Source organism: Streptomyces sp. NPDC087845, assembly GCF_044742755.1.
Taxonomy (GTDB): Bacteria; Actinomycetota; Actinomycetes; order Streptomycetales; family Streptomycetaceae; genus Streptomyces.
In genome coordinates, this window is sequence record NZ_JBIUVC010000025.1 from 1 (window position 1) to 21629 (window position 21629).

Sequence of the window (21629 nt, forward strand, 5' to 3'; positions counted from 1 at the left end):
CCCGCGGAGCGGGATATGCCCCGGCAAGCCGGGGCATAGAGCGCGAATTGCGCAAGCGCAATTCAGAATTCCTGCGCAAGCGCAGGAATGAATTCCGCAAGCGGAATTCTGAAAGGGCGTCAATTCGCGCAAGCGCGAATTGCGGGGAGTCCCGCAAGCGAGACTCCTTGGCTGGCTACGGGGTGAGGGTGCATCACGTGCGGGCCTGTGTAGCGACTGGGATTCCGGCCTGTCACCCCCCGCAACGAGAGTGACAGGCCGTCGGCCTGGCAGGGTGCCGGCCCCCCGCAGTGACGGGCTCCGCTGCCGCTCCACCCGAACCCCTCCCCCACCCACCATCGAAAACGGCTGCTCGCGTTCACCAATACCCCGCCAGCATACCCTATGAACCACACGTGTGGGGCGGGATTCGACCAAGCGTCAGTCTACAGGGCGAACATGCCGCACGGGTGATGCATCACAGGTCTTGGCTGTGTAGCATCTGGGTACAGACAGCAGCACCCCCGGCCCCTCGCGCCGCGCCGGACTTTCTTTTCTGATTGCGCGCCGATTCCGCGAAAAGGAGAACACGGGAAATGGCCGTGAAACTGCGTGCCCACCAGATCGAGGCCGTTGCCGCCATTGTGCGCGGTCTCGATATCCCGCCGGGCGGGATTCCTGTCAATGGCCTGCGCGGACAGGTACACGCCGCGTGCGGAACAGGGAAAACCATCATCGCTGCGGCCTCGGCAAAGCGGATTGTGCCCAAGGGTCGCATTCTCGTTCTGGTGCCGACGCTGGATCTCCTGACGCAGACCGTCCAGGCGTGGCGCGGGGCTGGGCACACGGGGCCGGCGGTCGCGGTGTGCAGCCTCAGCGACGACCCGGAGCTGTGGAACCTGAAAGTGCGCTCCACCACCAACCCTGTGCAGCTGGCTCTGTGGCACGGCGAGGGGCCCGTCACCATCTTCGGGACGTACGCCAGCCTCGGAGTCCTGGCGGAGGCGTTCGAGGGCGTCTACGGGCAGCAGCTCGCCCCGCTGGACCTCGCCGTAGTGGATGAGGCGCACCGGACGTCCGGCTCGATGGGTAAGGCGTGGGCCGACATCCACAACCAGCACGTCATCCCGGCGCACCGGCGGCTGTATCTGACGGCGACGCCGCGGATCTGGCAGGAGCGGCCGAACTGGGAGGTCGCGGAGGGGGTGCGGGAGGCGCTGCCGAAGGAGATGGCGGCCTCCATGAATGACGAGGCCGTGTTCGGGCCCGTCTTCTACAAGCTCTCGCTGGCGTCGGCGGTCTCCCGCGGCTTGCTTGCGCGGTACCAGATCATCGTCCTGGAGCTCCAGGACCCGGTTGTTACTCCGGAGCGGCTGATGGGCGAGGAGCGGCACAGTGAGAGGGTGCGCGGGGAGCGCCTCGGGGCGCTCCAGGCCGCGCTCCTGCACACGATGGCGCAGCATGATCTGTCGACCTGCATCACCTTCCACCACCGGACGATAGAGGCACAGGCGTACGCGGATGGCCTGGAGCGTGTCGCGGCGAAGCTGCACGCCGACCAGCCGGAGAAGTACCCGAGGCGGATCTGGGCGGACTGGCTGTGTGGCGAGCACGTCCCCGAGCGCCGGCGTGGCGTCCTGGGTGGGTTCGGGTCCACGGCGCGGCGGGCGGTGCTTTCGAACTGTCGTGTCCTGGGTGAGGGCGTGGACATCCGGGCCGTGGACAGCGTCGCCCTGTTGGACCCCAAGGGCGCTCCGCACGACATCGTCCAGGCCATCGGCCGGGCGCTGCGTCAGAAGCCGGGAGAGGGGAAAGTTGCCTCTTTGATTGTGCCGGTTTTTCTCCAGTCGGGAGAAAATCCGGAGGATATGTTCACCTCGGGATCGTATCGTCCTTTGGTGAAGGTATTGGAAGGTCTGCGCGCTCATGACGAAGAAGCAATCGAATTGCTCGCGATTCCGCAGGAGCCGCAGAAGGGTGTGGCGCAGCCGTCCGAGTACATCGGTCCGCCGCCCGAGGAGGGCGAGGACGAATCCCGTCTCCTGCTCCGTTTTGCCGCTCCGCGTGACCCGGTGATGGTCGCAGACTGGGTGTCCTTCAATGTGATCGACACCGAACGGCAGGATTGGGCCCGCGGCTGGGCGGCACTCAAGAAGTTCACCGAGCGTGAGCATCATGCCCGAGTGCCTTATGGGCACAAAGAGGGTGCGACACCGCTTGGACAATGGATCGCGGAACAACGACGGGCGTACGGGGCGGGGCAGATGACCGGTCTCCGCGCGCAGCGGCTGGAGAAGCTCGGCATGGTCTGGAACCCGGCCGATGAGCGGTTCCAGGAGAACCTGGAGGCCGCCAAGGCGTACTACGAGCAGCACTGGACGCTGTGCGCGCCCCGGTCCGCGGCCATGCTGGACCGGCCGGTGGGGCAGTGGCTGTCCAACCTCCGCAGGGCCGGCGCTCTGGAGGGGCACCCGGAGTGGGAGACGGCGCTGCGCGAGGTTGACGAGGACTGGAACCCGTCATGGCCGCCGGAGTGGCAGCGGCATTACGCCGTGGTGCGCGAGATACTCGCGGAGGAGAGCATCCTCGCGTACGTCGAACCCGGGGTCACCGTGCACGGGATGGACATCGGGAAGTGGCTCGCCCGGCAACGGAAGCCGGAGATCTGGGCTGCTCTGAGCTCCGGGCAGCGCGAGCGCCTGGAGGCCATCGGCGTCGTACCGACGGTGGCGGAGCTCGAAGCGCCGGCCAAGCCGTCCACGGCACCGGTGAGCGCCTTCGAGAAGGGCGTGGCGGCCCTGGCGCAATACAAGGCCCGCGAGGGCTCTGTGACCGTCCCCAGGGCCCACGTAGAGCGACTTGAGGATGGGAGCGAGGTGAAGCTCGGAGTGTTCCTCAGCAACAGCAAGAGCCGCCGGGCCAAGCTGACCGCCGACAAACTCGCCGCGCTCGCCGGCCTCGGGCTCGGCTGGGCGGCAGAGGAAGGAGTCGCGTGATGACCGCAGGCGATGACGAGCGGCGTGTCCAGGAAGCCGTACGGCGGCACGCCCGCACCAGCACCTTCGCGGAGGCGGAGCAGGCCATCTCGCTCGTGCTGTCCGATCCTGGGGTGCAGGAGGCGAGGGCCCGGGTCGAGGCGTCGGAGCGGAGCTCGGCTTAGAGCTGTGTGCCCGCCTCCAGCCGTTCCAGGACCGCTACGACCAGGCGGTGCGCGACGGCGACGCGGACCGGCTCACCGGGATCTGTCCGGGCAAGCACGGCCGCTGGGGACGGATCTGTGCCTTGCCCGACGGCCACGAGACCTCGATGGAGGAACCGCACTGGGGCCGCACCAGCGAGGGCCGACCGATCGCTTGGGTGGGCAGCGCCCCCGACGACTGGTGAGAGCGGGTCACGCCGTCCCGGACCGGAGTTGGGGGCGGCGTGACGCAGGCGGACAGGACCTCGGGCGTGCTGGCGGCCGGGGTCCTTCGCTGCCCGGAGCCAGCGGCACGGCGCCCCAGGCCCTACACGCACTTGAGTGCGATGCCCAGGGGATCTGAGCTGCGGCATCGCACTGGTGTGCGTGTAGGCCCTGGGATCTTGGGCCGCTCCCCCGGCGAACTACGGTGCAGCGGGGGCGGGATCGGTGAACGCAATCGGCTTGCCGATGGCGTGGGCATAGTCGATTTCCCTGCTCGTGGACTCGCCGATGTACCCGCCAGGGTTGACGACCAGAACCCGGTCTGCCAGGTCGATCTTGCGCAGGTGGAGGGCGTCCAGCGCCGTCTTCTGCTTGTCGGTGATCATCTCGTCTGCTTCGCCTGGCGCGACAACAATGACCCCGGCGAAGGTCAGATCACGATTCACCGCACGCATCTCGTCCACGAACCGGGTAGAGCCGCAGATGCAGACGATTTCAGGTCGGTCGGGCACAGCTCATCCCTTCACTCGAACGGAACACCGCCAGCGTGCAGGTTGGTACTGCGTCGGCAGGAGGTTAGTGGGTGGCACTACATCAGTGTTGACCGGCCGGTCAGCCGTCGGCTCGTTCCTTCTCGATCGCATTCATCCTGCGGACCATGTCGATCTGCGCGCGGATCATCGTGTCGAACAGGGCCTCCGGATCGCCGTCGGGTCCGGCGTTCGCAGCCAGCAGCGAGGCGACTTGGCTGGCGAGGACAGTGACCACGTCGGCCGTCCCCACCGGGCCGCGGACCTCAATCAGTTTGCGCACGGTGTCGTCGATGCGGTCCATGGCCTCCTCGCCTTGGAGGAACAACCCGAGCCGGTCGGCGAGGAACATGCGGACGACCGCCACACCGTCGGCCAGGGCAGTGTCCACGTTGAAGTCGGCGCGGGCCTTCTCCGACTTCTTGAGCACGGCCGGAATCGTATACGTCCGCTGCTCCGGGATGAGGCCCTCCTTTCGCCACTTCGCGTACGGGATGGGGCCGACGGCGTCACGGCGTGCGCGGTGTTCGTTGGTCGGGCGGCCGCCCGCGGTGCGGCAGGCCCGCCCTGCGGCTGTCTTGCAGGTCGGGCATTCGACACGGGCATCCACGAGCGCACGAGATCCATATCGGCGTCGGAGCGGAGGTGGCGTCGCCACTCGCCGCCCCACGGGATGCTCTGCGATCCGTTCTCCACGCCCATTGCCCCTGGGTCCGGTGGTGTGTGCCGTCGTCGGTGCCGTGATGATGACCGTACCTGCGGTGGCGCCCCTCAGCGGTCGATCGGGAGAATGCCGTCCAGGCCGCTCTCGGAGAAGATCTGTTGGACCGTGTCGTCCAGGGTGCTGGCCGCGTCGACGACGGTCTCCAGGCCGCTAGGGAGCAGGTCCTTCTCTCGGTACCAGTCGCGTAGGTGGCCCTCGTTGACGTGCGCAAGGTACTCGGCGTCTGGTTTCGACACGTGCCGGAGCACTGTCTCCTCGAAGGGCACGTGGAGGTAGTAGCACCGCGTGACGCCCTCGTGGGCGCGCACCAGGTCTGTGAGGATGAGGCGGCACAGGAACCGCCGGAGCGGTCCGCGCCCTCCACGCCGGGGGCATCGACACGGTAGAGACCTCGACGTATAGGAGACGCCACTTAAATGACAGCGCGGGAACGCCACTTCTTGTCAGTTGAAGCGCCACCAACACCCCGCGTCTGATTCAGCAGATGGCAAGGTGAAAGGCCCATCGACTACGGATCGTCACTGCCAAATAAGTGGCTTCTTCAACTGAATCCTGGAGACCTCTCACAGATGGCTCGCGCGGCAAAGGGAAGCGAGCACCTGGGCGCAGCTGTCCACCGAGCAGCATGAGCGGCTGTCCAAGCTGGGCATCAAACCCGCTGAGCGCCCCACTGCGGCCCCAGCCTCCAAGGGTGCGGGAAGGGCCAGAGCAAGGCGTCAGCGGCCTTCCAGAGGGGCGTCGCGGCCCTCGCCCAGTACATCGCCCGCGAGGGCACCACTGCGGTCAAACGGCCCCACCGCGAGACGATCGTCCTCGACGGCCAGGAGCACGAGCTGGCGCTCGGCATCTGGTACGCCAATCAGAAACAACGCCGCAGCAAACTCACCACCGAACAGCGCACCGCCCTCGCCGAACTCGGAGTGGAGTGGACGTGACACCGCCTCTGGCCGGTCGTTGAAAGCCGGACACCGCATTGCACACAGAGGCCCCGGGCAGCCCGGGGCCTCGCGCTCTTCGTGGGCGGCTACTCAAAGCCACCCGTGCTACGCGCCCGTCAGGGTCGCCTCGCTGGGGTATTCCGAGGGTTTGAATAACTGACTGCACCATATGTATGAGGAGGCTGGAGAGTGCCCTCACTGGCGGAGTGTTCGGCGGTGGGCCAGCTCGGCTGCGTAGGCGGCCCAGTCTCCTGAGGCGATCTGCTGCCAGGTGACGGCGACGTCGATCTGGATGCCGAGGGCGCGGGCGAGGATGCCTGCCGGCACGGTGGTGGCCAGGTCGAACATGGCGGTTGACCGGTCCGGGCGGGGGTGTAACCCGATCCTTTTAGGCGTCCGTCAAGGCTGGAGAAGTCGATGGGGGTGCCGGGGCGGCTTCCCGGGAAGAGCCAGGGGCTGGAGTCCGGGGTGTGGGGCCTGGCGCGTTCCTTGCGGGTGGCGACAATCTCGCGGACGAGGTCTGCCAGGGGTTCGGGGAGAGTAATGGGCTTACTGCCGAACACGATCTTGGTGCGTGAGCCCTCGGTCAGTACGTGGCCGGTGGTCAGGCGCGCGATGGTGCGGGGGCGCTGGGCGTAGAGGAGGAGCAGGAGGCCGGCGACACGGTCGGGGACGGTCAGGGTGGTGTCGTGGAGGAGGCGGTGGACGTCTTGCCAGCGGCGTTCGGTGTCGATGGCGGTTGCCGGGCCCGTCCAGCGAATGGCGGGGTAGGTCAGTGCGGTGGCATGCCGGTGGGCGACGGACCAGCGGATGAAGTGGCTCGTCTCGCCGGGATAGGTGGACTGGGGTGAGGTGATCCAGCGGTCGAGGTCGGTCTGGGTGCAGGCGGCGAGGGTGAGATGTTGCGTACGGAGCCAGTCCAGTAAGTTCGCGGCCGCGGTGATGTGCGTACGGATGGCGGCTGCCTGAAGTCGGGTGGCTGGAGCGGCGTTGAGGCGGTTGCGGAGGCGGCGCAGGTGGTGCCAGACGGCATATCCGTGAAGGATCCGATATTCGATGGGGTCAGTTCGGTCTTTCAGGGTCTGGGCGATCCAGCGTTCGAGGCGGGTGAGGTATTCGTCGCGGGCGGGCAGGGTGCCGGTGGCGACAAGAATGCTGCGCAGGTGGCCGACCGCTTTACTGTCAGGGAGCTCGTCCAGGGTCTCGTGTGACAGGGGGCGTGGTACGGCGCTGATAGCGCGCAGCACAGCGGTGACCTTCGGCTGCTTCAGCCAGGTCATCGTCGTGTCCGGACGCCCGTTGCTGAGGATGGCCGCGTGCAGCGGGGTGAGCTGTTCGGGGAGGTGCTGGCCGAGGCCGCCAAGGAGTTCACGCACCGGCACTGTCACGCTGGCTGGCCGGGTGGGATGATCTTCGGGTTGATCATGGTGGAGGGGGTTGTCCGTGGGCAGTACGCCGCCGCCGTACAAGGGGCACCGGTACCCAGTCGAGATCATCGCGCACTGCGTGTGGCTGTACTTCCGCTTCCCGCTCAGCCTCCGCGAGGTCGAGGAGCTGATGCTGCAGCGCGGCGTGATCGTCTCCCACGAGACCATCCGCCGCTGGTGCCTGAAGTTCGGGCAGTCCTACGCCAACGGCCTGCGCCGCCGACGGCCCCGGCCCGGCGACAAGTGGCACCTGGACGAGGTCTTCATCAAGATCAACGGAGAGCAGAAGTACCTGTGGCGGGCCGTTGACCAGGACGGCAACGTGCTCGACATCCTCGTACAGAACCGGCGGGACACCGCTGCGGCCAGGCGGTTCTTCCGTCGGCTCCTCAAGGGAATCGGGGCCGTGCCGAGGGTGGTCGTCACGGACAAGCTCCGTTCCTACGGCGCGGCCCACCGCGAGGTCATACCCTCCGTCGAGCACCGTGCCCACAAGGGCCTCAACAACCGGGCTGAGAACAGCCACCAGCCCACCCGACAACGCGAACGCGCCATGAAAGGCTTCCGCTCCGTCGGCGGAGCCCAGCAGTTCCTGTCCGCGTTCAGCGGCATCTCACCCCACTTCAGGCCCCGCCGCCACCTGATGACCGCCAGCGAATACCGCACCGAGATGACCATCCGCTTCGCCAGCTAGGATCAGGTCACCGGCGTCACCGGCCTGCCTACCGCGGCCTGAGCACGGAGCCGGAACCCGGCCCCACCACACCCGACACACCATCAGGCACTCACACCCTCAACAACGTGACAGCGCCCATGCCCTCGGTGGAACACCGCTCCCACAAAGGCCTGAACAACCGGGCGGAGAACTCCCATCAGCCCACGCGGCAGCGCGAACGCGCCATGAAGGGATTCCGCTCCGTCGGCGGGGCCCAGCGGTTCCTGTCCGCGTTCAGCGGCATCTCACCCCACTTCCGCCCTCACCGCCACCTGATGACAGCCTCCGACCACCGAGCCGAGATGACCGTCCGCTTCGCGATCTGGGACCAGATCACCGGCGCTGCCGGCCGGCCCACCACGGCCTGACCACAGGCCCGGACCGCGGGCCCCACCAGGCCACGACGCCCCGTCAAGCACCTGCAACCCAACAACGTGACAGCACCCTTCGTACGCCTCTGGAGCGTCGCTGAGCTCGTGGGTGGAGTATTCGCCGAACCGCATGATGTGCTCGGTCAGGTACGGGGAGATCTCCGCCAGGTCCTCCTGACCGCCGCGTACTCCACCGCGCTCAGGTCGCTTCGCCCGCGCCTGGACATGCTCCGGGCAGGATCGCCACCGATCTCGCGGTGATGCTCGCCGATGGCGGCGAGACCACCACGGATCTGGCCGCACTGCGGGACCAGGCCGAGGTGTTCGGCCCCGTCGCCTCGACACCGACGGCCTGGCGGCTGCTCGCCGACGTTGATCTGGTGCCGTGGAAGATGTTCATGACGGTGTCCGGGCGTGGGTGGGGGCGGCAGGATGGCTGCTATGAATCGTGCGGGATTCGGCCGGGGGCCGCGCCGTGTAGGCATCCGGTATCTGCTGCTGCTCGTCCTGGGCACCGTCGGAACGGCCGGGCTTGCCTGGTACTTCGATTTGGACGCCGTCGCCACTGTCATCGCGGGCGTGTCCGCGCTTCCGGCGGCTTACCTTGGCTGGGCGACCTTCCGGTACGACCGGGCTGACAACGCGGCGCTGGAACTGGGCGCTACCGCCGATGGGCTGGCGGCCGCGGTGAAGAAACTGTGGGACGACGAAGCTCAGATCCGGCGGATGAACGACCCGTATCCGCTGCCGGTTTCCTGGAAGCCGGCTGATGCGGACCTGGTCGAGCCGTGGCCGCTGTTGGCGGATGTGGCTCGGGCCTGGCCCGGCGGGCCGCCAGGTGATCCCGCCGCTTGGCCGTCAGACGCCAATGGGCTCGCGGGCAGCGGGGGGCAAATCGGCGAGATCTTCTCAAATCGGGTGCCCACTCGTCGCCTGGTGGTCCTGGGCGAGCCCGGCGCGGGCAAGACCATGCTCCTGATCCGGCTCCTGCAGGACCTGACCGAACGCCGCACCCCCGGTGGCCCGGTACCGGTGCTGTTCTCGCTGGCCTCCTACCGTCCCGCCCATCAGCACCTTGATGCCTGGATGGCCGAGCAGTTGCGCCACACCCACCCCGTCCTGACTGCCCCCGCCACCACCGCCGTGCCCGCAGCCGATGCTGGCGCCGGCCGGCTCGACGTGGCCAAGGCGCTGGTGGATGCCAGGCTGATCCTGCCCATCCTCGACGGCCTCGACGAACTGCCCGCCACCCTGCACATCACCGCCCTGGACGCCATCAACCGGGCCCTGCCCGCGAAGCTGCCGCTCGTCCTGGCCTGTCGCGCCACCGAATACCGCACCGCCCTCACCCGGCCCGACGCCATGGTCCGGCTCAACGGCGCCACCGGCATCCGCCTGCTGCCCCTGGGCCCCGTCCAGGCCGCGGACTACCTGCGCCGCGACGCCGGTGGCCCGAACACCCCCACGGCCGACCGCTGGAACTCCGTCGCCAACCGACTCGGCACCGACAGCCCCATCGGGCAGGCCTTGAGTACCCCGCTGGGCCTGTTCCTGGCCCGCACGATCTACAACCCCCGCACCCCCACCGGCCCTGTGCCGCACCCGGACGAACTCATGGGGTACGCCACCCGTGAGGACCTGACCGCCCACCTGTTCAACGCCCTCATCCCCGCCGCCTACACCCCCCACCAGCCAAACCCACCCCGCTGGACGCCCCACGCAGCTCAGTCCACTCTGGCCTTCCTTGCCTGTCACCTCGAACACAACCGCGCTGGCACGCCCGATCTGGCTTGGTGGGAACTCCACCACGCCATCCCCAACCGCACCCGGACGCGCCGACTCGCCGGGCTTGCGGCCGGGATCGTGTTCGGGGTATTACTCGGACTCGCGGGCGGGATCGCGACGGGGCTCTCGGGCGGACTCACGCTCGCACTCGCCATCGCGCTCCGGACCGGGTCCTCCGAACGGCCTTCGAGAACACCAAACACTGCCGTGCGCTGGTCATCCAACCTGATCTGGGGCGGGCTCGTGGGCGGACTCATTGCCGTACCCATCCTCGGGCTCATATTCGGGGCCGGGTTCGAGGCCGGGCTCCCGGTCGATCTCCCAGTCGGAGTCCTGTTGGTGCTGCCGGTGGGGCTCGTGCTCGGGCTCGCAGCCGGGTCCACGTTCGAGAAACCCGACCTGGCCACCACCATCGGACCCGCCAGGCTCTTGACCCTTGATCGCCAAACTTTCATGAGGGTCGTGCGCACGCTGGGTACCCCGCTCGGCACCCTGGCCGCGTTACTGATCGGGGCCATATTCTGGGGCCGGTTCGGGCTCGCGGCCGGGCTCGCGGTCGGCCTCGCGGTCGGGGTGGCGGTCGCGCTCATGGCCGGGGTGGGGTTCGGACGCCGGCGCAGCTCATGGGCGGTATTCATAAGGGCAAAGGCTTACCTGGTAAGGCATCACCACGTTGTACGGAACCTGATGCCCTTCCTTGAAGACGCACACCACCGAGGCGTCCTCAGACAAGTCGGGGCGGTGTACCAGTTCCGCCACATCGACCTGCAACGCCACCTCGCCCGGCAACCATGGCCACCCAACAACTGACACCCCACCAGGAAACGCAGTCGGTCTCGGTGCGCTCCTGGTCGCGTACGTTCCACTTCGCGGTGTCGAGCGCCGAACCCGTGAACTCGTCGCTGAACACCAGGGTTCCCGCGGGGCCGGCCGCCGGCTGGGCCGACGTCGGGGCCGAGCACCTGGGCGCAGCTGTCGGCCGAGCAGCAGGAACGGCTGACTGCCTGGGTGTGCAGCCCGCCCAGGCGGCGCCTCCCGCCCCGGCCACCACGCGTACGGAGAAGGGCCCCAGCAAGGCGCAGCAGACGTTCCAGCGGGGCCTGGCGGCCCTCACGCAGTGGGTGGCGCCGACCGGCCGGTACCGCGCGGCCACAGCGAGACGGTCACAGTCGACGGGGAGACTGAGCCCACGGTCATCGAACTGGGCGTATGGGTCTCGAACACCCGCGCAAGGCGGGATAAGCTCGCCGCCGCGCTCACGGAGCTGGGCGTGGAGTGGGCCTGACCGGTGCCAGCGACTGGCCGTATTGAGCGGCCGGTCGTCACTGCCTGTCTCGGGGCGGGAAGAATCCCTTGCGTACCGAGCCGTCAACGCTGAATGCGTGGACGGCAGCACGCCCCCTGATGCTCGCCGGCGGCGTGGGGTTTTCAATCACGATGACCTGGCCCGGTGGGTTGTCGAGGAGGTCTCGGTAGAAGTTCTCGACGACGTCGTAGGTCATCAGCTCGGGTCGTTCTTCGTGCGGGTCTTCGGGCCGGCGGTAGGTGAGGACGGGCGTGTCGAGTACGACGAAGCCTGGGTGGATCAGGTCGCGAGCTGTGTTTCGGCGGGCGAGTGACACTGCGAAGGCGGCGTGGAGGATGGACCGCATGCCCCTGCCACGGCTCTTTCGGGGCTGCCCATCAACGGAGAGCTCGGCACTCGTCGGGTCGTAGATGACGTGGTTGTCCCCCGGCACGTGCCAGGCTTCCAAGGTCGCGTGGATCATGCGTTCGAAGTCAGCAACGTCGGCGGCGGGAATGTTGTCGGGACGGGCAGTCGGCGGAGCGGGGGCCGCGCTGGACAGCGATGCCTTGAGGTCTTCGAGCTGCTCGATCTGGGCGTGCAGGGCGGTGGCCACGCATCCGCCTCAGCCGGCGAGCAGCGGGAACAAGCGGCGAGACCGGACAGAATCGCCCACCCAGCCCCGCCGCCTCCTGTACGCGCGTCCGATCGCAGGGCGTCACCGATGCCACCGAACTGGTGGCCGACGGCAGGTGGTTTATCGGTTATGAATCGTCTCCTTTGTCTTGGCTCAGATGGTTCATGGCGAAGGAGATCTCGTCGGGGTGAGTAGCTGTCCGGGCCAGCGCCCAGGCGGTGCGTGCGTCCATGCCGGGTCCGTATGCGGTTGCTGTACGTCGGGCGCGCCATGTGGTCAGTGGTGCCAGCAGCCACCGGCTCAGCGGGAACTTAATGTGATGGTGTCCTGCGGAGGTTTCATGATCGGGGTTCACCTGCGCCTCCGGCAGTGCTGTTGTCCGGGAGAGGGCCGACAACTTCCCTGAGTGGGCAGTGGGGTTCGGAGCACTGGGTGTGGTTGCAGGCCCGGAGGTTGGCCAGGGCGAAGCGCGCTTCGATCAGAGCGTGGTCGTCTTGGTCCGGGCTCCCGTAAAGGAAGCGGGACATGGCGTCGAGGGGGGTGTGTGCATTGCGGACGTCGGTGAGGATGCCGAAGGTGGCGGTGCGGTTCAGCCGACCTTCGTGGGCGGCTCGGGCCCAGCCGAGGAGAACTTGGTGGGCGTAGTCGCGCACGTCTGGCTGTCGCAGTGTCTGCATCCAGCCGTTGATCAAGAAGTCCCGGATGGCGGGGGCCGCCTGTGCCGCGCTCATTAGGGTGTCCAGGACGCTGTGTGTGGGATCGGTGAGTGCTAGGAAAGCTCGGGGGCCGGCGAGATGAGTCGGGTATCTCTCGAACCAGGTCTCGACCGTTTCGACGACTCGTCGCAACGCGTCGGTACTCGCGGCCGCATGGGCTGTCAGGGCGGTCGCTGCGATGCGGGTTGCTTCGTCGTCGATGGCCAGGATGTGGCGTAGGCGAACGAGCGCCATGTGCGGCCATCGCATGCCGTAGCGGCCGCTGCAGGCCCAGGCGGCGACCTTCCGGCGATGCGCGTGGCCCTTTGTCGCCCAGTCCAGCAGTTGTTTGTGAGCGGCTCGCGCGAGTTCTTCGGTTTCCGCAGCTCGGGTGATGAGTGCGGTGACGGTGCGGAGGCGTTGTTCGTCGGGGGAGGTGGTGGTCCAGGTGTCGAGGATGGTGAAGAAGGGGGTTTCCACCTCGGTGACGGACAGCTCCAGCAGCCGGGATCCGATCTGCTCGGCCCAGTCCTCGGCGACGCCGCCGGGGGCCGTGATACGGGCGAGCCACTCCCTGGTTTCTCTTCGTTCGTTGGCCCAGTGGTGCCAGTCCATGCGGATGGCGGAGAGGGCAAGGCCTGGGCGGCCGTGAAAGGCAGCTGTGTCGTTGGCAGTGTCGACACCAACGTCAGCCAGCCGGCGCCGGGGGCTGCGGCCTTCCCGGTAGCGGCGTGCGAGTGCCTCGTCGCGGGAGCCGAACGCGGTGGCCGCCTTGATGCACAGTTCGAGGGGGCCCCTTCGAGGTAGGCGGCGGCAAGCAGCATCATCCGGTCCTGGCCGCGAATGCCCGTGCCGGCGAGCGTCTCCTCCAGGAAGTTGGTCCATAGCAGGACCTCCTCCCGGATGCGCCGCAGCTCCCTGACCCCCTGCTCGTACTCCGGCGAACCGGGTGGGTTTTCTCTGCGTTCGGCAGCCAGGGCCAGTCGATCGGGGTCGATGTTGCGCAGGCGTCCGGCGATCGCGACAGCATCGAAGGGGCTGACACTGCGGGTGAGGAGGTCGGACAGGATGCCGACGGTCCGGTCGGGGGCGGCCTGGCGGAGCAGGCCGCGTGACACAGCGCGCTGGGCATCCTGTTGCAGCCACCCCGCCTGCGCGTGGCTGCCGGCGTGAGCGAGGTGGTTACGGGCGACCTGGACTGCGTCGGGGCGTACTGCTCCGATCTCGAAGCGGCTGTCTCCTCGCCAGTCCCGCTGGTTGCCGGTGATAACCAGGCAGCTGCCGCCTGCGTGGAGTCTTTCCGCCCAGGCCATCAGAGCGCGGGCGGCGTTCTCGGACATCAGGCGCGAGGACCCATCGATCAGGTAGCCGTGCCCGGCGATCGGCTCGGGCAGGACTTCCGGTTCCGGGACTTCGTCGTCCTCCCAGTCGGCTGCGAGATCGTAGAGCTGGGGAGGTCCTGCGGGGGTGGAAAGGTGGGTGTGCAGGGCGCGGACTGCCGAGATACGCCGTCCCGTGCCGCGTTCTCCCACGATGACGGCAAGGCCGTGTGCAGCAAGGAGATTCGCGGCCTGCTGCGGGGTGGGAGTGTGTGCCCAGAGCGGTTCCAGGGCCGCCTCCCGGTCACCTCGCGGAATGGCAATGACCGGTAGTTTGGGTCGGCCCGTAATGTTGATGTTGCCTGTATTGGAACCGCCGACCTGGACGGTGGGGCCGGCGTTGCCGACGGCGGACTGCCCGAAAGGCGGCGGGCTGGTGCGAGGCTGGGGCAGGCCCTGCCCGTCCGGCGTGGTCACCTTCGCTCCGTGTTCAGACCGCCGGAGTTGTCCCTGCCGATCTGGATGACCGAACCGGTGTTGTTCTCCGCGCTCTGGTTCACCCCACCCTGCTGCTCCTCCGGCTTGCGGCGCGCCAGGGCCGCGAGGTCGTCGGCTGCTTCGGGGAAGTCTTCCACCAGGGTCAGCAACCGCCGGTTCCATCTCTCGCGCAGGGCCGCTTGATCCAGCGTGGCCGCCTGCACCTGATCGGCGTCCAGCCGGGCGAGCTGGCGTTCTTCCTCCTCCGGGCCAGCGCGCCGGAAGAACCGAGCGGCCAGAGAGCGCATCGAAGCCCAGCTCTCCTTGGTCATCTCCGCAACCAATGCAGCTGCGGCCGCCCCCGCCATTCCCACCAGCTGCGCCTGTTCCAACACGGCCCTCGCCCCCATCTAAGATCCACTAAGTAACTAAGTGATCACCCACTGCAAGCAGGAACGGTTTCAGAGATACCGGCACAGAAAGGCAGAGTTGGCGAGAATGACTGAAATCAGACGGTCTGTAGCACCACGTTACTGACGACGCCGAGTCAGGGCGAAGACCGGTTCACCGACGCGTGGGTACGGAACCGCGCGGTCCGGCGGCCGTCGTCATCTTGCGGTGGGACAGGCAGTGGCGGCAACAGCGGCACCTTCACCCGTTCGGTTGGGAGCAGCCGAGACCTACGACCGCGCAACGCCGCGCACCTGGCTTCGGCCACCCCATCCTGCCGATGCTGACCTTGCAAGGGGCTGTCGACCAGCACATGACTCCATCGCCCTTTCGAGACGCGGCCACCCAGCCGGGCCTTGCCAGTTACACCGTCGGCCGCGCGTGCCGACCGGTATAGGGCGGCATGGCGAGCGGCCGCCGCCAAGTCTCAGTGGCCCATGACCGGTTCCGCACATGGCACACGCGGGTGCAGAGAAGCAGTCGGTAGGCAAGGCGGTCCGGTTCAGAATTCGGCGGGAAATTCGTTCTAAGTGAACAGTGTGCAGTTCAACTGAGTCGATGTTGGCTGGTGGTCATGGACACCCTCTTGCCGCCGACGGATGCCATCGCGGCGACCAGTCGAATCGAGGCGCGCTTCGTCGGCGCTGCCGGAGAACTCCAGCGTTTGCCATGGCTGCACGTCGCGCAGGGGCTCGCGCTCGAAGACCTGAGGCCGGTGCGGATGTTCCCCGTACGTCGGGGGCGCCGTGTGGCACCTGGCTGGTGGTGGTCGGCAACCTCCGGACAACTGGTGCACTACGGGTTCGGGGCGATGCGCACGCAAGTCATGCTGCTGGACCGTGATCCGGATGTGGTTTCTATGGCGTGCAGCCCAGTGGAGTTGGCATGGCTGGGGCACGGCGGCGAGACCGTTGTGCACACTCCGCATTTGATGGCCCGGCTCCGGGATGGAAGCGGTGTGCTGGTCGACTGCGCAGGACGCGACGGGGTCTCCAAGCGACTGGGGGAACGAGCCTCAGAAGTGAGGGCAGTGGTGGAGGCGGCCGGGTGGCGCTATCGCATCGCCCTACCGCCGGAGCCGGTGGTTGCCGCCAATGTCAGGTGGCTGTCGGGGTACCGCCATCCCCGTAACGGTGGCAGCGGCCGGATGGCAGAGGTCGCGGCGTGCTTCGCCCGCCCGCAGCCGCTTGAGGAGGGTGTCTCGCGGCTCGGGGATCCGATTGCTGTATGGCCGGCTGTGTTCCACGCCCTATGGGGTGGGGTACTCAACACGAACCTGGAGCTTCCCCTGCACGAGCGGACCGTCGCAAGTGCCGCCGCCGAAAGGGTGGCAGTGTGAAACGCGGCATGCTCAGCGTCGGCGATCAGGTGCGCTGGGACGAGCGCACATGGACTGTTGCGGTTCTGGAGGGAGTCCGGGGGCGGCTGGTCGATGACGCGGGCGCGGTCGCGGCTGTGTCACTCCCCCACCTGTTCGCCGACCCGCACTTCGAGGTCTGCGGCGCTCCCCGACGTCAGGTGCCGCCGTTCGCGCTGCTCGACGCGGTGCCTGATCCGGTGCGGGAGCAGGCGCTGAGCTGGGAGCGGCACGTGCGAGAGGTGGAAACGGGCCTCCCTGACCCGGTGGGCGGGACGCCGAGGCCGCGGTACGACCCCGCGGTGCATACCTTGGCGCAGCGGGAGGCTGCCAAGGCGGAGGAACTGACCGCCAGCGGCCTGCCGACGAGCGTGGCGACGGTGCGGCGGATGCGGGTGCGTTACCGGGACCAGGGTGTGTGGGGGCTGGTGGACCAGCGCACCACCCGTCCCAGATCTGCGGTGGGTCGGGCGGATCCGCGGGTGGTGGACGCGGTCGTGGCGGTGCTTGAGGAGCAGCGGGACAGGTCCACGGGTACGTTGACGCGTCTTCGTGACCAGGTGCGGTGGTTCTTGGAGGATCAGCACGGCCCGGGGGCGGTGGGGGTGCCGCCGCAGTCGACGTTCAACCGGCTGGTGCATGCGCTGGCCGATGGCCAGGGCATGTTGGGTACGGCGGCGCAGAGGCGCTGGCATGCGTCGCGGCCGGCGCCGCCGTTCGTGCCGACGGTGGCGTTGCGGCCTGGCGAGATGGTGATGATGGACAGCACTCCATTGGATGTGGTGGCGGTGCTGGCGGACGGGGTGACGGGCCGGCCGGAGCTGACGCTGGCTTTGGACGTGGCGACGCGGAGTATCTGTGCTGCGGTGCTGCGGCCGCCGGGTACCAGCGCGGTGGATGCGGCGGTGCTGCTGGCGGAGATGGTGGCGCCGATGCGGATGCGTCCGGGCTGGGACGCGGCGCTGGCACTGCAGCGGTCGGTGGTCCCCTACGAGCGGCTGCTGAGTCTGGACGAGCGGCTGGAGGGAGCCGCTGCCCGGCCTGTGATCGTGCCGGAAACGGTGATCGTGGACCAGGGACGGGTGTTCGTTTCCTCCTCGTTCCTGGCAGCGTGCGGGAGCCTGGGGGTGTCGCTGCAGCCCGCGCCGCCGGCGAACGGTCCGGCGAAGGGCCACGTGGAGCGCACGTTCAAGTCGGTCAATCAGCAGTTCTGCCAGTACGTCGTGGGTTACACCGGGTCCAATGCCAACGAGCGCGGAAAGGGCGTTGAGGACGAGGCCCGGTGGACACTGCCGCAGTTGCAGGAATTGTTCGACGAATGGCTGGTAGCGGGGTGGCACGCGCGTAAGCACTCGTCGCTGCGGCATCCTCTCCTGCCTCATCTGGAACTGTCACCGATCCAGATGTGGTCCGCGCTGGTGGGCGTCACCGGATATGTGCCCGTGCCGCTGGCACCGGACAGCCACATCGAGTTGCTGCCGGTGAGGTGGCAGGTCATCAACGATTACGGTGTTCGCTTCGACTACCGCACCTACGATGGCAAGGCCCTCAACGGGTACCGGCGGCGCCGATCGGGCAGCTCTGCCAGGGGCGAGCGCTGGGAGGTCCACTACAACCCTTACGAACCGGCACGGATCTGGGTGCGGCTGCCGGACGGCTTCGTGGAGGTGCCGTGGATCCACGCCACCCAGGTGAACATGCCGTTCACCGACTACACCTGGCGGCACATCCGCAAGACAGTAGCGCGCACCGCTGACCGCGATGCGCACGAGCTCGCCCTGGCCCGTGCTCTGGACGCGCTGCTCAGGCGAGCGGGCGCCGGAGAAGGCACACGCCGCGAGCGCACGGTGGCGGCTCGCGCCTCTGCCACTTCATCTGTAACCGTCGGCGGTCCGACAGCCGGTACTGCAGAGGAGTCTTCGCCTCCTGCCTTCGTATCGGAGGCCGGTGAGAGGGGACAGCGCGATCGCGACCCGGAGGAGCCGTACGACGACCTTGCCGGCTTCGACGAAGGCGAGGAGGGCGACGACACGTCGTCCGGTGACGTGCGGCTATACACATCCCGACTGCTGAACCCCTATGCGGAGGCCGACCAATGGCTCTAGCAGAATTCACCCCGGATGTTGATGACGCCTTCGACCCAGTCAGCACCTGGGTGGGCTGGCAGCGCTACGTCGACAGCGCACCGGCCACAGCGGTGGCCGATGACTCAGGCTGGAGCCGGGAGCAGCGGCTGGACTACCACTCGCAGTTCGTCGTGGTGGCCACTCCCGCCATGGAGAGGGTGTCGATACAACTGCAGCGGATGCTGCTGGTCAACCGGCGCCACCGCGGCACCGCGAGGCGCGGGCTGATCGTCTCCGGGCCTCCGAACACCGGCAAGACCACCACGCTCATGGAACTGGGGCGGATTTTCGAGCTGACGGACCGGCGCAAGCATCCGGGTGTTCAAGACCGGCTTCCGGTTGCCTTCGTTTCCGTACCGCCTGCGTCGACCCCGAAGATGCTGGTCACCGAATTCGCCCGGTTCCTGGGCCTGCCGGTCCTGCAGCGCATGAACCAGGCAGCGATCACCGACGCCGTATGCGCGACGCTGTGCGAGCTGCGCACCCAGCTCGTCCTGGTCGACGACATCCATCTGCTCGACACCCGCACCCGCTCCGGTGCGGAAACCTCGGACCCGATCAAGCACCTGGGCGAGCGGATCCCGGCCACCTTCGTCTACGCGGGCGTCGATGTGCATGACTCGCCACTGCTGATCGGGCCGCGCGGACAGCAACTCGCGGGACGCTTCAAGCTGCTGCGCAACGACCCACTGCCTTACGGCACCGCCGCGCAGCGCGAGGTCTGGCAGGAACTGGTCCGTGACCTGGAGGGCGCGCTACGGCTGCGGAACCACCGCCCGGGGTCGCTCGCCAGACAGGCCGCCTACCTGCACCGCCGCACCGCAGGAGTGATCGGCAGCCTGTCTCACCTGCTCCGAGAAGCCGCCGTGACGGCCATCATGGACGGGACCGAGACCATAACGAAGAGCCTGCTGGAGGATGTCGAGCTGGACATCCGCGCAGAGCAGCAGCTACTCGCCCCCGTGCCAGCGCAACGCCGCGCTACTGCCAAGCGCGCCGGGGATAAGCGTTGACCCGCCCCTCCAGCAGCGCCCGAGGTCCGGAACCGGATCGCCTATGCCCGCAGGCGCCCGTTCACGAAAATCGGGAGCACCGCCCATGACCGTACCGCCAGCACGCGGGCCGTCGTCCCTGCTGTTCCCCTCCCTCCCGTGCGCGACAGGCGTGCGGCCGCTGCGGCGTGAGACCACGCTGTCCTTTGTCGAACGTCTGGCCAGCCACTTTGGGGCAACGGCTGCCGACGTGATCGCGGAGTTCTTCGCCTTCGGCAACAGAAAGCCCATGTCCTCGCTGAAGGCCGACGGCGAGGTGTACTTCAACGCCGACGCCCGGGCACGCCTCGCCACCCTGTCGCGAGTACCACCGGAGCATCTGCGCCGGGCCCTCCCTGCCTGGACCCGGCTCGAACCTGCGGGCCGCTACGACACCGGTCCCGCAGTCACCTTCTACAGCGCCGGCTCCATCTCGCCCACCGGCGCCGCTTGCACGCGCTGTACCGCCGCCCGTACCGGCCGAACCGAGCCGGCGCGGTTGTACATGGCGGCGCACCAGCGCCTCTGCGTTCGCCACCAGATGTGGCTGCCGGGCACGCAGGACGTACCGGATCAGAACTCCGGCCGCAGCCAGCTGAGCCTGGCCCAACTGCCCGAGACCGTACAGGCCCGCGGCCGCCACACGGCATTGCTACGCCGCCGGGAGAATGCCGCAGACGCCTACCCGGTCGCGCAGGCCATCGTCGCCACCTGGTGGGATGCCGCCCGGCCTCAGGAAACCACCTGGGCGCAGCGGCTGGACAGCCTCGCCCGCACCAACCCCGCCGCCGAGCTTTCGCCCCATGCTGCCCGGGACGCGGTCACTTACCCCGACACCGTCACCCTCGCAGGACTGCTAGCCAGCCCCTTCTGGCAGCACCAGGTCCTGGCCGACACCGGCAGGCACCGGCCACACGTTCCCGCCGACACGCCATCCTTCATCCGCGAACTCGCCCTACGGCTACACCGGCCCTGGCTCGCCAGCGTGCTGGCCGACAGTGATTCCGGGCCGCTCACCGCGTGGCTCCAGGCATGCTGGCGCTCCCACGCCGGTGAACGCGAGCGCACCGTGAGCATGTGGCGGGTCGCACCCGCCTATCGCACCCCAACCTCTGCCGGCAGCAATCCGGACCGGCCCTCCCGAACCGCAGGCACCGCGGACAAAGCAGAAGCCGACGGCGACACAGCGCAGGGGTTCGCCCGCGGCCTCGCCCTCGCCCAGGCCTTCACTGCCGAACACGGACACCTGTGCATTCCCTACCGGCACGAAAAGGACGGGTTCCAACTCGGCCTGTGGCTGTCCAACCAGCGCGCCACAGGCCCCCAGCTACCCCCCGAGCACAGCCGGGCTCTGTCCGACCTCGACCCGTGGTGGAATCCTCCGTGGAGCACGCTGTGGCAGCGCATCTACCTGCGCGCACGACGGCTGCCAGGCTCAGGAACCGTCACACCCGAGCAGGGCTTCCCCGGCACCAGTGAGAATCTCGGCACCTGGCTATACCAGCAGTGCCAGAACTACGACAGCCTCCACCCCCAGCAGCGGAAACTCCTGACCCAGATCGGCATCACCACCGAAACGGCCCGCCGCGCACGACCGCGTCGCCGCAACATCGCTGAAGCCCGTGACCAGGGACTGGACCACGCCCGCTCCTACTGGAAGCAGCACGAGCACCTGTGTGCCAGCGCAGCCGACACGCACGACGGCTTCCCCATCGGCCAATGGCTGTCCAACCTCCGAGTACGGGCCAGACGCGGCAGACTCGACCCCGCTGTCGCACTACAACTGGACGCAATGGATCCGTGGTGGGCACCGCCCTGGCCCTCCGACTGGCAACGAACCTGCTACACAGTGCGCGACCTCATCCGCTCCGGTCACACCCTCGATCCCGAAAACGCCTTCACCGCCTTTGACGACGAACTCGGCCAATGGCTGTACACCCAATGCGTGACCTATCCCGGCCTGGCCGTGGAACAGCGTCAGCAACTCGCGGCCGTCGGCCTGACCGAGCAGGCTGCCGCAACCGCCCGGCCCAACCCCGCCACCGACGGCCCGTCGCTGGAAACGGGACTCCACTACGCCCACTCCTACGCGGCACTCCACGGCGACCTCAACACATCGCCATCCGACCGTCACCAAGGTTTCCCCATAGGCACCTGGCTGAGCCGCCAACGGGGACAGGCCAAGCTCCACACCTCCAAGTTCACCTCTCCCTACCCAGCCGACCCGCTCCTGGCCGCCATCGACCCCTGGTGAAACCCACCGTGGAACGCGGACTGGCAAATCAACCACCGAGCCGCCCGCAAACTCGTCGAAGACGGCCTCGCCCTCCTCCCCGAGCAAGGATTCCCCGGCACCCCCGACTGGACTGGGCAATGGCTC

Annotated in this window: 18 protein-coding genes and 2 pseudogenes; 13 read left to right on the forward strand and 7 right to left on the reverse strand. The window is 68.0% G+C overall.

Annotated features, from left to right (window positions below):
• Positions 1–575 precede the first annotated feature (575 nt).
• Genes ACIOMQ_RS37315 through ACIOMQ_RS37325 form a run of 3 tightly spaced genes read left to right on the forward strand, consistent with a single transcriptional unit; the run spans position 576 to position 3363 of the window.
• Positions 576–2975 (forward strand): Helicase associated domain protein, encoded by a 2400-nt coding sequence (locus ACIOMQ_RS37315; RefSeq protein WP_402192162.1) that lies wholly within the window; start codon positions 576–578, stop codon positions 2973–2975.
• Entirely contained in the window at positions 2975–3139 is a 165-nt protein-coding gene (locus ACIOMQ_RS37320; protein WP_402192164.1) for a hypothetical protein, read from the forward strand. The genes ACIOMQ_RS37315 and ACIOMQ_RS37320 overlap by 1 nt, the downstream gene beginning before the upstream one ends.
• A 47-nt stretch (positions 3140–3186) precedes the next feature.
• Positions 3187–3363 carry a hypothetical protein gene (locus ACIOMQ_RS37325; RefSeq protein WP_402192167.1) on the forward strand — a complete coding sequence of 59 codons (177 nt, stop codon included), beginning with the start codon at positions 3187–3189 and terminating at the stop codon, positions 3361–3363.
• A 219-nt stretch (positions 3364–3582) separates the two neighbouring features.
• Here the strand turns inward: ACIOMQ_RS37325 and ACIOMQ_RS37330 are convergent, their stop codons facing one another.
• The 3 genes from ACIOMQ_RS37330 to ACIOMQ_RS37340 all read right to left on the reverse strand — a co-directional run bounded on the left by ACIOMQ_RS37330 (position 3583) and on the right by ACIOMQ_RS37340 (position 4872).
• A complete protein-coding gene (locus ACIOMQ_RS37330) occupies positions 3583–3894 on the reverse strand; it encodes a hypothetical protein (protein ID WP_402192170.1) in 312 nt (103 codons plus the stop codon).
• 100 nt (positions 3895–3994) lie between these two features.
• Positions 3995–4342, reverse strand: coding sequence for a hypothetical protein (locus ACIOMQ_RS37335; protein ID WP_402192172.1), 348 nt, complete (start codon positions 4340–4342; stop codon positions 3995–3997).
• A gap of 341 nt (positions 4343–4683) precedes the next feature.
• Complete coding sequence (locus tag ACIOMQ_RS37340; RefSeq protein ID WP_402192174.1) at positions 4684–4872, reverse strand: hypothetical protein; 189 nt, start codon at positions 4870–4872, stop codon at positions 4684–4686.
• A 522-nt stretch (positions 4873–5394) separates the two neighbouring features.
• Between ACIOMQ_RS37340 and ACIOMQ_RS37345 the strand changes: the two genes are divergently transcribed.
• Positions 5395–5571 carry a Helicase associated domain protein gene (locus tag ACIOMQ_RS37345; protein ID WP_402192297.1) on the forward strand — a complete coding sequence of 59 codons (177 nt, stop codon included), beginning with the start codon at positions 5395–5397 and terminating at the stop codon, positions 5569–5571.
• Positions 5572–5690: 119 nt separating this feature from the next.
• Here ACIOMQ_RS37345 and ACIOMQ_RS37350 read toward each other — a convergent pair whose 3' ends face one another.
• On the reverse strand, positions 5691–6950 hold the full coding sequence (locus ACIOMQ_RS37350; protein WP_402192177.1) for a hypothetical protein: 1260 nt from the start codon (positions 6948–6950) through the stop codon (positions 5691–5693).
• 67 nt (positions 6951–7017) lie between these two features.
• Between ACIOMQ_RS37350 and ACIOMQ_RS37355 the strand changes: the two genes are divergently transcribed.
• From ACIOMQ_RS37355 to ACIOMQ_RS37375, 5 genes and pseudogenes are all read left to right on the forward strand, one after another.
• Positions 7018–7695, forward strand: a complete 678-nt coding sequence (locus ACIOMQ_RS37355; RefSeq protein ID WP_402192180.1) for an IS6 family transposase — start codon at positions 7018–7020, stop codon at positions 7693–7695.
• A gap of 38 nt (positions 7696–7733) precedes the next feature.
• A complete protein-coding gene (locus ACIOMQ_RS37360) occupies positions 7734–8084 on the forward strand; it encodes a DDE-type integrase/transposase/recombinase (protein ID WP_402192300.1) in 351 nt (116 codons plus the stop codon).
• A 224-nt stretch (positions 8085–8308) separates the two neighbouring features.
• Positions 8309–8464: pseudogene (locus tag ACIOMQ_RS37365) on the forward strand (IS1380 family transposase); the annotation flags it as partial.
• Positions 8465–8636: 172 nt separating this feature from the next.
• Positions 8637–10682, forward strand: coding sequence for an NACHT domain-containing protein (locus tag ACIOMQ_RS37370; protein WP_402192182.1), 2046 nt, complete (start codon positions 8637–8639; stop codon positions 10680–10682).
• 144 nt (positions 10683–10826) lie between these two features.
• Positions 10827–11157, forward strand: a pseudogene (locus ACIOMQ_RS37375) (helicase); the annotation flags it as partial.
• A 37-nt stretch (positions 11158–11194) separates the two neighbouring features.
• Here the strand turns inward: ACIOMQ_RS37375 and ACIOMQ_RS37380 are convergent.
• From ACIOMQ_RS37380 to ACIOMQ_RS37390, 3 genes are all read right to left on the reverse strand, one after another.
• Positions 11195–11773: a hypothetical protein gene (locus ACIOMQ_RS37380; protein ID WP_402192185.1), complete on the reverse strand. Its 579-nt coding sequence runs from the start codon at positions 11771–11773 to the stop codon at positions 11195–11197.
• A gap of 359 nt (positions 11774–12132) precedes the next feature.
• Positions 12133–13104 (reverse strand): hypothetical protein, encoded by a 972-nt coding sequence (locus ACIOMQ_RS37385; protein ID WP_402192187.1) that lies wholly within the window; start codon positions 13102–13104, stop codon positions 12133–12135.
• A 1177-nt stretch (positions 13105–14281) separates the two neighbouring features.
• Positions 14282–14680, reverse strand: coding sequence for a hypothetical protein (locus ACIOMQ_RS37390; RefSeq protein WP_402192190.1), 399 nt, complete (start codon positions 14678–14680; stop codon positions 14282–14284).
• A gap of 629 nt (positions 14681–15309) precedes the next feature.
• Between ACIOMQ_RS37390 and ACIOMQ_RS37395 the strand changes: the two genes are divergently transcribed.
• The 4 genes from ACIOMQ_RS37395 (at position 15310) to ACIOMQ_RS37410 (ending at position 21503) form a co-directional block, all read left to right on the forward strand.
• Positions 15310–16074, forward strand: a complete 765-nt coding sequence (locus ACIOMQ_RS37395; RefSeq protein WP_402192192.1) for a TnsA-like heteromeric transposase endonuclease subunit — start codon at positions 15310–15312, stop codon at positions 16072–16074.
• Positions 16071–18197 carry a transposase gene (locus ACIOMQ_RS37400; RefSeq protein ID WP_402192195.1) on the forward strand — a complete coding sequence of 709 codons (2127 nt, stop codon included), beginning with the start codon at positions 16071–16073 and terminating at the stop codon, positions 18195–18197. Before ACIOMQ_RS37395 ends, ACIOMQ_RS37400 begins: the two co-directional genes overlap by 4 nt.
• Positions 18188–19231 carry a TniB family NTP-binding protein gene (locus tag ACIOMQ_RS37405; protein ID WP_402192197.1) on the forward strand — a complete coding sequence of 348 codons (1044 nt, stop codon included), beginning with the start codon at positions 18188–18190 and terminating at the stop codon, positions 19229–19231. Before ACIOMQ_RS37400 ends, ACIOMQ_RS37405 begins: the two co-directional genes overlap by 10 nt.
• Before the next feature lie 85 nt (positions 19232–19316).
• The gene (locus ACIOMQ_RS37410; protein WP_402192199.1) at positions 19317–21503 is read left to right on the forward strand and encodes a helicase associated domain-containing protein; all 2187 of its coding nucleotides are present in this window, start codon (positions 19317–19319) and stop codon (positions 21501–21503) included.
• Positions 21504–21629 lie beyond the last annotated feature (126 nt).